The 12,202-nt window shown below is 45.0% G+C and carries 12 protein-coding genes and 1 other RNA gene; 3 read left to right on the top strand and 10 right to left on the bottom strand.

Annotation, left to right across the window (positions count from 1 at the left end; genetic code table 11):
• Positions 1-4: 4 nt before the first annotated feature.
• The 7 genes from E2L07_RS07800 to E2L07_RS07770 all read right to left on the bottom strand — a co-directional run bounded on the left by E2L07_RS07800 (position 5) and on the right by E2L07_RS07770 (position 7,021).
• Positions 5-478, bottom strand: a complete 474-nt coding sequence (locus tag E2L07_RS07800) for a PRC-barrel domain-containing protein (RefSeq protein ID WP_010897432.1) — start codon at positions 476-478, stop codon at positions 5-7.
• Positions 479-504: 26 nt separating this feature from the next.
• Positions 505-2,826, bottom strand: a complete 2,322-nt coding sequence (gene recD2, locus E2L07_RS07795) for an SF1B family DNA helicase RecD2 (RefSeq protein WP_134229291.1) — start codon at positions 2,824-2,826, stop codon at positions 505-507.
• Positions 2,823-3,497 (bottom strand): tetratricopeptide repeat protein, encoded by a 675-nt coding sequence (locus tag E2L07_RS07790; protein WP_134229290.1) that lies wholly within the window; start codon positions 3,495-3,497, stop codon positions 2,823-2,825. The genes recD2 and E2L07_RS07790 overlap by 4 nt, the downstream gene beginning before the upstream one ends.
• A 136-nt stretch (positions 3,498-3,633) precedes the next feature.
• A complete protein-coding gene (gene mnmA, locus E2L07_RS07785) occupies positions 3,634-4,749 on the bottom strand; it encodes a tRNA 2-thiouridine(34) synthase MnmA (RefSeq protein ID WP_134229289.1) in 1,116 nt (371 codons plus the stop codon).
• A gap of 30 nt (positions 4,750-4,779) precedes the next feature.
• On the bottom strand, positions 4,780-5,940 hold the full coding sequence (locus E2L07_RS07780; RefSeq protein WP_134229288.1) for a cysteine desulfurase family protein: 1,161 nt from the start codon (positions 5,938-5,940) through the stop codon (positions 4,780-4,782).
• Between the two features lie 24 nt (positions 5,941-5,964).
• Positions 5,965-6,384 (bottom strand): cysteine metabolism transcriptional regulator CymR, encoded by a 420-nt coding sequence (gene cymR, locus E2L07_RS07775; protein ID WP_010897427.1) that lies wholly within the window; start codon positions 6,382-6,384, stop codon positions 5,965-5,967.
• Positions 6,317-7,021, bottom strand: a complete 705-nt coding sequence (locus E2L07_RS07770; RefSeq protein ID WP_010897426.1) for a YczE/YyaS/YitT family protein — start codon at positions 7,019-7,021, stop codon at positions 6,317-6,319. Before E2L07_RS07770 ends, cymR begins: the two co-directional genes overlap by 68 nt.
• Before the next feature lie 151 nt (positions 7,022-7,172).
• Here E2L07_RS07770 and E2L07_RS07765 point away from each other — a divergent pair, with 151 nt between their 5' ends.
• Both E2L07_RS07765 and E2L07_RS07760 read left to right on the top strand, forming a co-directional pair.
• Complete coding sequence (locus E2L07_RS07765) at positions 7,173-8,459, top strand: replication-associated recombination protein A (protein WP_134229287.1); 1,287 nt, start codon at positions 7,173-7,175, stop codon at positions 8,457-8,459.
• Between the two features lie 84 nt (positions 8,460-8,543).
• The gene (locus tag E2L07_RS07760; protein WP_134229286.1) at positions 8,544-9,155 is read left to right on the top strand and encodes an RsfA family transcriptional regulator; all 612 of its coding nucleotides are present in this window, start codon (positions 8,544-8,546) and stop codon (positions 9,153-9,155) included.
• A gap of 50 nt (positions 9,156-9,205) precedes the next feature.
• Here the strand turns inward: E2L07_RS07760 and E2L07_RS07755 are convergent, their stop codons facing one another.
• On the bottom strand, positions 9,206-9,967 hold the full coding sequence (locus tag E2L07_RS07755; RefSeq protein WP_053431578.1) for a tRNA threonylcarbamoyladenosine dehydratase: 762 nt from the start codon (positions 9,965-9,967) through the stop codon (positions 9,206-9,208).
• A 224-nt stretch (positions 9,968-10,191) separates the two neighbouring features.
• Positions 10,192-10,380, bottom strand: a non-coding RNA gene (gene ssrS / locus E2L07_RS07750) — 6S RNA.
• A 158-nt stretch (positions 10,381-10,538) separates the two neighbouring features.
• On the opposite strand from ssrS, the gene E2L07_RS07745 reads away from it, so the two are divergent.
• Positions 10,539-10,838 (top strand): hypothetical protein, encoded by a 300-nt coding sequence (locus E2L07_RS07745; protein ID WP_010897422.1) that lies wholly within the window; start codon positions 10,539-10,541, stop codon positions 10,836-10,838.
• Here E2L07_RS07745 and E2L07_RS07740 read toward each other — a convergent pair.
• Positions 10,780-12,033 carry a homoserine dehydrogenase gene (locus tag E2L07_RS07740; RefSeq protein WP_134229285.1) on the bottom strand — a complete coding sequence of 418 codons (1,254 nt, stop codon included), beginning with the start codon at positions 12,031-12,033 and terminating at the stop codon, positions 10,780-10,782. The two genes, E2L07_RS07745 and E2L07_RS07740, sit on opposite strands and share 59 nt — an antisense overlap.
• Between the last annotated feature and the right edge of the window lie 169 nt (positions 12,034-12,202).

Raw genomic sequence — 12,202 nt, 5'->3', positions numbered from 1 at the left:
TCCTCTACATAGACACAATCAAAACATCTTTGCCTACCGTTACAGGTCCATTGCTGCGCACGACTTTTCGCCCTTCTGTTATATCAGCAAGCAGACCTTCGGTAACTTCATACGCTACGATCTTGCCCGCTTTTTCCAGAAAATATACATCTTGCACTAAGCCGAGCCGTTCCCCCTCCTCTGTAATGAGAGGTTTCCCTTGCAATTTATGCTGTCCATGCATGAGCGGATAAGCCGCTCCCCCATTTGTCGAAATTTCTTTGGAAAGGCCTTTTGCTTCAATCATTACTCCGTCTGTACCAAGACTAATAATATGATCAAGCGGGAGCCATTGATGGCGATGGAACCAACCGTTTTTGTTGACGAGAAAACCCATCATCCGATCTGGAGCGATGATCCCATCCATCACCGATCCGAGCTCATTGCCTGTCTGCCTGTCGATGACTGGTAATCCTTCAAGTGAGGCAAATGTTCGCAAAGTATCGCCACCTTCCCGAACATTTTTTAGTGTAAGCAATCGTCCTTTAGGTCATGTCCGTTGTCTTTTCCCAGTACTGCCTGAAGCTTCTCCTTCAGCATAGAATTCCGGCCGTCTTCATCTAATTCTTGAATCGCTCGTTCCATCGCTGAAACTTCCCCGCACATTAATAAATATTGCTTCGCTCTCGTTATTCCTGTGTACAAAAGGTTCCGCTTTAGCATCCGTGAATAGTTGCGGATGATCGGCATGACGACCGTAGGAAATTCACTTCCTTGTGCTTTATGAATGGATGTACAATACGCATGAGTAATCTGTGATAAATCTTTACGATAATAAATCACTTCCACGCCATCGAAAGAAATGACGACTTGGTCTTGTTTTTCCACCGTTTCCTTGGCAAATAAGATGGCCACAATTTCCCCTCGGTCCCCATTATAGACATTCTCATCAGGATTGTTTACAAGCTGTAAGACAACATCCCCTGTGCGGTATACGATATCCCCGAACCGTAACTCTCTCCGCTGCTCACTCGCTGGATTGAACAATTCTTGAAGCATGGCATTCAATTCATTAATTCCAGCATTTCCTTTATACATTGGCGCGAGCACTTGGATGTCTTTAGCAGTATAGCCTTTGCTTTTTGCCCCACGACAAATTTGCCCAATCACTTCCTTTACTTGTTCCGGTGTGCACGGAAAAAAGCGCCTGTCCTTCATTGGCTCTACAATGTTATTTGGTAATGAACCTGATTTTATGGCATGCGCTAGATCAATGATTGAGGACCCTTCCGCTTGCCTATAGATATCCGTTAACTCCACCGTAGGAACGACACCCGAGGTAAGCAAATCTCTCATCACCTGGCCTGGACCAACAGAAGGAAGCTGATCTTGGTCGCCAACAAAAATGACTTGCATCCCTTTCGGTACGGATTTTAGCAGCTGGTTAGCAATCCACACGTCCATCATCGACACTTCATCCACAATTAGGAGCTCACCTTCTAGGGGATCGTGTTCATTTTTGTCAAAGCCACTATTGGCACCTTTCCATCCTAATAAACGGTGGATTGTCGTGGCTGGCAGCTCTGTCGCTTCACTCATCCGTTTGGCTGCCCGGCCAGTCGGGGCCACGAGTAATATTGGGAAGGAAGTCCCTTTCGGATAATCAGCGACATTAAGCGAAAGTCCGTGAAGGCGGGCATACAGCTCCACAATCCCTTTTATGACCGTCGTTTTCCCCGTCCCAGGCCCTCCGGTTAAAATCATAAACGGTGAAGAAAGGGCTGTTTCAATCGCCTCCCGTTGAGACGGGGCATATTCAATTTTCAGCTCTTCCTCCAACTCTCCAAGCTTTTGCAAAAATTCTGAAGCAGGGAACTCCTCTTGTACTTCCTGATGAAGTAGCGAAACGATGCTTGATACAATTCCTTTTTCTGCAAAGTATAACGATTTTATATACACGCGCTCCTCTTCAACTATGAGAGCTCCTTCTTCTTCCATCATTTGCATTTGCTCTAATACGTCCTGCTCCTCAATCGACTCAGCTGGTGATGATAAAAGCTGAATAATCTTAGGAATGAGCGCTTCCTTCGTCAAAAAAATGTGCCCTTCTTGTAAGCACCACTCTTGTAAAACGAAGTGACAGCCGGCTTGAATTCGGTCGGGATGGTTGCCTTTAATGCCAATGGCTGCTCCAAGACGATCTGCACGACGGAATCCTATTCCCTCCACATCATAGATGAGTTGGTATGGATTCGTGCGAATGATTTCAAGGGCGTGAAGCTTGTAGACATTAAATACTTTCATCGACAACTCCACCCCAAACCCGTAATCGGATAAAGCGGTCAAAACTTGTTCAAAACCTTGCTGCTCTAAAAGCTGTTCTCGAAGCAGTTTCGCTTTCTCTTTTGAAAGCTTTGGTACGGCATCAAGGGCCGATTCATCCTCTACAATTCGTGACAACGCTTGTTCTCCAAGTGTATCTACAATTTGCTGAGCTGTCTTTTTTCCGATGCCTGGAAATCTGTCGCTCGACAAATAACGAATGATCCCTTGTGACGTTTTCGGTACTTCGCGGCGCAAGTCGTCCACAACGTACTGTTCACCGAAACGAGGGTGCTCTTTGAAAGAACCATAAAAGGTAAACGTATCATGAACTTCTAGCTTCGGTAGCAAACCAACCACGGTCATCGTTTTCTCTTTCACATCATCAGACGACTCGTGGACACGAACTAGCGCAACCGTGTACTGGTTCTCTTCGTTCCGAAAGATGATCTGAACGACTTCCCCTTTGAGATAGCTTTTCTCGAGGTGCTCATTTTCATTGGTCAATGAGCGCCCATCCGTCATGCTTCGTTCGCTCCTTTATTTAACGCTTCTTCCACCGTTTTTTTACCGTTATGGGCTAGAATATGCTCCGGCTGAATATGTATCGCTCGTTCAAAATGAGCCAAAGCTTCTTCCAGTCGATCTTTGTATGCAAAAGCTACTCCAAGATTAAAGTGAGCATCCGCATGATCAGGGACATGTTCAACGACAAGTTGCAAATGTTTAATCGCTTCGTCAACCTGTTCCAGTTGAGCAAGACAAAGCCCAAGCTGGAAACGGGCTTCCACATCATTCGAATCAAGCTCAAGTGTGCGCTGGAAATTAGCCTGGGCATGGGGAAGCGCACCTAATTGGTAATAGCACATACCGAGCATGAAATAAACATCAGTCTCGTTTAATTTGTGGGCAATCGCCTGCTTAAACATTTTTGCCCCATCCTCGAACTTTTCTTGCTTATAATAAATCGTCCCAGCCCCATAGTAGGCAGGAGCGCAATCTTCTTGAAGGCCAATGGCTTTATCAAAAAAGATAAGCGCCTTGTCCAGTTCTCCTACCATTCCAAGAAGGTTCCCAAAGTTCACAAACCCAATTGGATCACTCGGATTGGCTTCAATTGCTGCATTAAATGCCTTCGCCGCCTCTTCATAGTTCTCTTCTCGCATGTAGCGAACTCCTTGCTCATGAAAGTTCATTTCGTTTCCCCCTTACTCATGGTTTTTCCTCACGGTTCCAAAAGATGAAAAGCAAGCCGAGCACATACGCCATGCCCAGCCCATCATTCTCCTGTCCATTTTGTGTAGTTCAATGTTCAGAAAAAGCGGGAAAACGTCAGGCGCTTTCCCGATCCTCTTTCTTTTTCAACACGTGATCAATTGTCCCGCCGCCAAGGCAGACATCGCCATCATAGAAGACAACTGCTTGTCCTGGTGTGATCGCCCGTTGTGGCTCGGCAAACAGGACTTCTACGGTTCCATCGCTCTGTGAATAGACCGTCACCCTTTGATCTGGCTGACGATAACGAAACTTCGCTGTACATTCAAACGGCTCGTCGCTTTCTCTTCGCAAAATCCAATTCACCTTAATCGCGCGTAGCCCTTCCGAATACAACCCTGGGTGATGGAAGCCTTGTCCTACATATAAGATGTTTTTTTCAAGGTTTTTTCCGATCACAAACCAAGGCTCTCCTGAACCACCGATCCCTAACCCTTGTCTTTGGCCAAGCGTGTAGTACATTAAACCGTCATGAGTGCCTTTCACTTCACCGTCTAACGTTTGCATCTCTCCTGGCTGTGCAGGTAAATAGGAGCTCAGAAATTCTTTAAAATCCCGTTTTCCGATAAAACAGATCCCGGTGCTATCTTTTTTCTTCGCCGTTGCTAACCCTGCCCGTTCCGCAATGGCACGTACTTCTTTTTTCTCTAAATGGCCGAGAGGAAACATAACCCTTGACAGCTGTTGCTGACTTAACGCGTTTAAAAAGTACGTCTGATCCTTGTTCGGGTCTTTCCCGCGAATTAATTGATATTGGCCATCGACATTTTTTACTTGCGCATAATGACCTGTCGCTACATAGTCTGCACCTAAGGTTAACGCATGGTTCAAGAACGCTTTAAATTTAATTTCTTTATTACACATCACATCTGGATTTGGCGTTCGACCAGCCTTGTATTCCTCTAAAAAGTAGGTGAAGACTTTGTCCCAATACTCTTTTTCAAAGTTGACCGCGTAATATGGGATCCCTAGCTGATTACATACTTGAACGACATCATGATAATCTTCGGTCGCAGTACAAACACCGTTTTCATCTGTATCGTCCCAATTTTTCATAAAGATCCCGATGACATCATAGCCTTGTTCCTTTAAAAGTAAGGCTGTTACAGATGAGTCGACCCCACCTGACATCCCGACGACGACTCGCGTCTGTTCTGGTCGTTTTGCTTCCATTTGCATCACCACCTTTTGGTCTTGGGTTTTTTATCGAATAAACGCCTCTTGGTCCTGAAGTCGTTTGACAATCTTCGCTGTTTCTTTTGCCGCCCATTGCACATGCTCTTTCGTATTGCCTAAACCAAAGCTAAAGCGCACACCTGATGTGACAAGCTCTGAGTCGCTTCCATGCATCGCCACAAGGACGTGGGAAGGCTCGATCGATCCTGCCGTACATGCAGAGCCACTTGAAGCAGCAATTCCCGCGAGGTCAAGATTAACGAGTAGCGCTTCCACATGAACACCAGGAAAGCTGACATTAAAAATGTGAGGTAAGCGCCATGTCTGGTGTCCATTCATGACAAATTGTACGCCCTCTTGTTGGAACTGGTCAAAGAATGTTTGACAATAATCGAAATAAGCTTTTTGCCGCTCTTCCCGATTGGCAATGGCTATTTCCACCGCCTTAGCAAAACCGATAATCGCTGCAACATTTTCCGTACCTGCTCGCTTCTTCCGTTCTTGCTCCCCGCCATATAAAGCCGGCTTCAGGACAACCCCATCTCGAACATACAAAAGACCAACACCTTTTGGGCCGTTAATTTTGTGTGCAGATACTGACAGCATATCGACAGGAAGATGGTCAAGCTCAATTGAGATTGCGCCAAACGCTTGAACAGCATCTGTATGAAGCACCGCTTGATGGTCTTGAAGCAAGGCACCGATCTCAGCAATCGGTTGAATCGTCCCAACTTCATTATTCCCATACATGAGTGTTACGAGAATGGTGTCATCGCGTAACGCTTGCCTAACGTCTTCTACCGAAACGCGTCCCGTTTGATCGACTGGTACGTACGTCACTTCGAAACCTTGATGTTCCAACTCTTGACATGCATGAAGAACCGCATGGTGTTCTACTTGACTCGTAATAATATGATTTCCTTTTCCCCGATGTTGATAAGCATAGCCAAAAATCGCTAAATTATCGGCTTCTGTACCACCACTCGTAAAAATGAATTCAGAAGGGTCCGCCTGAAGGAGCCTCGCGATCGTCCCTCTCGCCTCATCCACTCCTTGACGCGCTCTGCGCCCAAACTGATGAATGCTAGATGGATTCCCGAATTGCTCCTCATAATAGGGGAGCATCGCTTGGATCACTTCTGGATGAACCGGTGATGTTGCCGCGTGATCTAAATAAATCGGCTCCATAGTTACACACACCCTCTTCAAATGCTAAATATAGAACATATAATATTCTTGGTCACCTTTATCTTCATAATTCGCTAAATCTTCCAATGTGGTACTATCCAACACTTCCTTGACCGCATCGCGAATTTTAATCCATAGATCTCTTTTGGCCGGTTCTTCGTTCTCCATCACTTCCACCGGGCTAATCGGCCCCTCAAGCACGCGAATGATATCCCCAGCGGTAATTTCTGATGCCTCTTTTGCTAACATATATCCTCCGTAAGCACCCCGAACGCTTTTTACAAGCATAGCGTTACGTAACGGTGCTATTAATTGCTCTAAATAATGTTCTGATAAGTCATGCTCTTTCGCGATCGATTTTAGCGAAATTGGACCCTCACCTGATTTTTTCGCGAGCGCCATCATGATGGTAAGTCCGTAACGCCCTTTCGTGGATATTTTCATAACGAATCCCTCTTTCTAATAAGTAATCTACGAACGCTTTGCATTGGGGTAGCGTAAACCCGACAATCGTTCCGATCCCGAAACAAAACAGAACCGTCCCGAGAAATACCGGTCCACCCAATAGCCAGCCTGCTGTGAGTACGAGTATTTCCATCCCGCCCCTTGCATACTGCACCTTCCATCCCGTTTTTTCAGCGATGGCTAGCATTAAACTGTCCCGTGGACCTGCCCCACAATTCGGTGCGATATATAAACCGATACCATATCCGATAATTATAATACTAACGATCAAAGCGATCAGTTGGACGACAAACCCTTCAAATGGAGGGATCATCCATAAAAAGATATCGATGAACACACCAACTAAAAGCATGTTTACAAACGCTCCTAGCTGCGGCCATTCCTTCGTTAACCAAGCAGTCAGACCAATGATACAAAAACCCATAATAATCGACCACGATCCGACCGTTAAGCCAAACTGCATCGTTAAACCGATATGTAGGACATCCCATGGAGCACTTCCTAAATTGGCACGAATCATCAAAGCAATCCCAAAGGACATGACGATCAGGCCGATCATGAAAATAAGCCAACGTAAAAGTAAGCGTTTCGTTCTCCACTCCGTTTCAGATAACATTCTGAATACCCTTCTCTCTCTTGAAGTCCTTGCCATTATAGCATGAATTGTTTTCAAATTGGTATCATCTCACACGGTTTGCGTTTGCATTGGTTTTTTCTTCAAGATGTTTTACACTTGAGACAGACTTAAACATTGTAGGTGACGTTACATGAAAAAACAGCCACTAGCCTATCGAATGCGGCCATCGAACATTGATGAAGTGATTGGTCAACAACATTTAGTTGGTGAAGGAAAAATTATCCGTCGCATGGTGGATGCTGGGCAGCTTTCATCGATGATTTTATACGGACCTCCGGGAGTCGGAAAAACATCGATCGCTCAAGCCATCGCCGGCAGTACAGATACTCATTATAAGTTGTTGAATGCAGTCGTCAACAATAAAAAAGATATGGAAATTGTCGTTGAGGAAGCAAAAATGTCTGGCCAACTTATTCTTATTTTAGATGAAGTCCACCGCCTCGACAAAGGGAAGCAAGACTTTCTCTTGCCTCACCTAGAAAAAGGGCTGCTTATTTTAATTGGAGCGACAACAGCCAATCCGTTCCACTCCATCAATCCTGCGATCCGTAGCCGCTGCCAAATTTTTGAACTCACTCCACTAACGACGGATGAGATTAAAGTTGCCTTAACAAGAGCCTTGACGGATAAAACACACGGACTTGGGGAGGAGCCTGTTGTCATTTCCGACGAGGCGTTGGCGCATTTTGCCTTCGCTTGTGGCGGAGATGTACGCTCTGCTTTAAATGGACTAGAGCTTGCCGTACGCTCGACCCAACCGAATGTTAAGGGAGAGAAGGAAATTACATTATCTGTTGCAGAGGAGTGCATTCAACGAAAAAGCTTTCATCATGATAAAGATGGTGATGCCCATTATGATGTTTTATCCGCTTTTCAAAAATCGATTCGCGGCAGTGATGTCAATGCAGCTCTTCACTACCTTGCAAGACTCATTGAAGCGGGAGATTTAGTAAGCATTGGCCGTCGTTTACTTGTGATTGCATACGAAGATATTGGGCTCGCCAGCCCACAGGCAGGGCCGCGGACCCTTGCGGCCATTGAAGCAGCAGAGCGCCTCGGCTTCCCAGAAGGCCGCATCCCGCTGGCAAATGCTGTGGTTGAACTTTGCCTCTCCCCTAAGTCGAATTCTGCTTATGTTGCTTTAGATGCAGCGATTGCCGATATTCGTAAAGGTCATGTCGGAAGCGTTCCAGCCCATTTAAAAGATGCCCACTATAAAGGGGCTGAACAACTCGGACGAGGAATTGGCTATAAATATCCACACGATTATGAACGTGGTTGGGTTAAACAACAATATTTACCTGATTCCTTAAAAAGTCGAGCATACTATGAGCCCAAGCGAACAGGCAAGTTTGAAGATGCCTTAGCAGATGTCTATGAGAAGCTTAGAAAATCAACATTTTCAAAAGAAAGCTAGCATTTTTCTATCATACTGGTATATCTCTTCATATTCTTGGAAACGATACAACTAGACAATGATTTAATGAGGAGATGATCCAGAATGAAAGTAAGACAAGATGCATGGTCTCATGAAGATGATGTTTTCTTAGCGGAAACCGTACTAAAACATATTGAAGAAGGAAGCACCCAATTACGTGCCTTTGATGAAGTAGGTGACGTATTAAACCGGACATCTGCAGCCTGCGGATTCCGCTGGAATGCTGTTGTCCGTCAGCGTTATGTAAAACAAATTGCGGAAGCGAAAAAGGAACGAAAGCGCCGAAAACGTGCAGCATCTTATGCCTATCAGCTATATCCTACAGCGAGCCAACAACCAGTTGTGTTAACTGGTGAGGCTACATCTCTTACACTACCGATGGTAATTGAATTTTTACAGCAGTTAGCAACCCATAAAGTAGCAGACGGACAAACGCGTAAAGAGCAAGAAGAGCTGATGAAACAAAATGAACAGCTTCAAGAACGAAACAAAGAGCTTGAAAAAGAACTACAAAAAATCAAACAAGAGCATAGTATCATCGAAGAAGATTATCAATCAATGATCCAAATTATGAATCGTGCGCGGCGGATGGCGATTTTACAAGACGACGAACCAGCCTCGACGCAAGCATTCAAGATGGATAAAAACGGTAATTTGGAAAAAATCGCAAAATAACGAAACAAAACCCATTCGGTCATGAGTGACTGAGTGGGCTTTGTGTTGTATTAACGCTGGATTTCAATGCCATCGAGAAGTTTGCTGATGACGTGACCGGCCATGAATAATCCAGAAACCGACGGAACGAATGCATTAGAGGATGGTGGCATTTTCGCCTTTCGTATCTTTCCACTTTCGGCAGCCTCTGGGACAATTTCTTTGCGAATGTCTTCTCTGATTCGAATTGGCTGCTCATCGGAATAAACGACTTCGATCCCTTTATGAATCCCCTCTTTGCGTAAGCGGGTGCGAATCACCTTTGCAATCGGATCATAGCTCGTTTTCGAGATATCCGCAATTCGCAGACGAGTCGGATCCATCTTATTAGCAACACCCATACTCGAGATGATCGGAATGTTCCGCTTGAGACATTCTTTCATAAGATGAATCTTGTACGTAATCGTGTCACTGGCGTCAATGACGTAGTCTGGCTCGTAGCTGAAAAACTGCTCATATGTCTCTTCTGTGTAAAACATTTTTAAGGCAATGACTTCACACTCTGGATTTATGTCGGAAATTCGCTCTTTCATCAAGTCTACTTTTGGCCTTCCGACCGTCGATAGCAATGCGTGAATTTGACGATTCACATTTGTAATATCCACATCATCTTTATCAACGATGACGATGCGGCCGACACCGGAACGGGCTAATGCCTCTACGGAAAACGAGCCCACTCCGCCAACTCCTAAAACCGCAACCGTCGATTGCTTTAAGCGCTCTAATCCATCGTGTCCGATGGCAAGTTCATTTCTTGAAAATTGGTGCAACATTCCTTCTTCTCCTTCCACATGCGTCAATCCTTTTACGGAAATGACTATATCATAACAGATCGAAAAAACAAAGACCTCAACGCTTGATTCTGGGGAAACGAGTATGAGTTAAAAAGAGGTTCATTGAGGTTAGCCTTATGTATGGCGGAAGCGATCGCTTTACTCTCTTAAGCGTAAAAAAACCTAAGGGTGTGTCCCCCTTAGGCTCAAAATACAGTGTGTGAAAGAGTCCCAAATGTGCCGTCGAAAACTTTGGTTTTGAACCTGCCCTCGGCAGGTGGGTGCTCTGCTCATCACTTCTTACGTCCCTCATCTATGAGAAAGGGCATGTAATCCATGAGGAGACAACAAGCTCCCTTATTCAAAAGTGTTGGCTCAAAACGTACAGTTATGCACGTACACCTCAGGACTCTTTGTTCAATTTCTGACCTTATTCTAGCATAAAGACCTCATCTAATGCAAGGGTGCACCATCTTTTTTCGCAATTTTCAGTCATTGTTTTCTTTTGTCGCTCACCTTGTAACTGTGATACGATAAATAGCAAATCCATTACTGATTATGGAGGGTTTACATGGACTGTCTTGCAAGTCAACGCTATGTTCTCATCCGGCAAGAAATAGGATGGATCGAAAAACGAACGATCGAGGAAACGTTTGAAATGCACCTGTTTCCTGATCAATTAGTAACATCATCAGAAACCTTTCCGCTCAAGCAGATTTTAGATATTTCTTACCGTAAGTCTGAAGAGGATATGGGCTATCTTTATCTTCATACGACCAGCGGTGTACGCACGTTTATTATTAAAGATGACCCTAAGCCTTTTGTTCAAGCGTTTCATCGATTGACGAAGGGTGATGCATATTTGTCGTAACTAGCTGTTTTTCAAACGCCCCATAAACACGATAGAGACTTAATCCTAGCTGCTTCGAAATGAATGGGATAACATCCTCATATACCTTCAGCCACCACGCTTCGCCTTCGCCCGCCGCAAATGTATTGATCCGTTGACACGGTAAGTGCTCTACCACCTTTTCTGCTTCCTTTTTTTCATGAGCAGCAACCATGACAAGGACGTTCGCGATCCTGTTTTGCTCTTTTTCTTTTATGAGCATCGGTTGACGTTCTCCTTTGTATCGTTCATGGAACAAGTAATCTTCGACCATGCTGTTGGCCGTCGCCTCCTTCCCTGCACCAGGTCCAGTGAACAGCAGTCGCTCGATCGCTTTCCCTTCCAAGACAACAGCGTTCGTAACGCCATAGACTGTACTAAATGGATGATCGTTTGTAAAAAAGGCAGGTGCAACAGACCCAATAATGGTGTTATTTTTTACAGAGGCTCTACCGTCAAGCTTTAACGTGAGCCCTAGTGATTGACCTAATTCGACGTGCCAGTCGAGCACGTCATGTAGTCCGCTTCGCGAAATGTCGTCACGGTTTGACCAAATCCCAAAACAAAGTCGTGCTAATATTCGGATTTTATACCATGCATCATATCCTTCAATGTCGTCCGTTGGATCAGCCTCTGCATACCCTTTGGCCTGGGCTTCCTCCAGCATGTCTTGAAACGGTCGGTTTTGCTCAATCATCCCTGTTAAAATATAGTTTGTCGTTCCATTTAAAATCCCCGCTACTGATGTAAAGGAAGTCGTCGCTAGCGTACCTTTAATGGCATTTAAAATCGGGATTCCTCCGGCTACCGCTGCCTCGTAACAAAGGTACGTGTCGTTTTCGGCAGCTAGCCGTTCCAGTTCCTCTCCTCTTTCAGCAACGAGTTTTTTGTTTGCGGTCACGACGGGTACGCCTTTTTTCAAAAAGAAGCGGACATAATCATACACTGGCTCAATTCCACCAGCCGCCTCAAATACCACATCATAATGACGAGCAGCAAATGTCTTCCAATCGTCTGTTACAAGGGCGTACTGTTCACTATGTTCATGCTTTCTCCGATTGGTCACAAGCAACATTTCGAGAGTAACTTCTTTCCTTAATCCTCGCTCCAATTGAACTAGACTCTCGACAACACCTTGCCCAACGGTGCCAAATCCGATCACACCAACTTTAATCATCTGATTATTTCCCCTTTCGTATGCCCTCTCCTCATTTTTATAGGTTCTTAGTCAAATGTTGGGGTGGCATAGGAGGGCGAGCCCCTCTTATCCTACCCCGAATGTTTGATGTTTGAATTGATGATGCAAGAGAATACGGCTTCGCAAGCGATCATAACGCCGAAAACCA

It is taken from the genome of Halalkalibacterium halodurans (assembly GCF_004376175.1).
GTDB lineage: Bacteria > Bacillota > Bacilli > Bacillales > Bacillaceae_D > Halalkalibacterium > Halalkalibacterium halodurans.
This window is presented reverse-complemented; position numbering and strand designations above follow the sequence as displayed.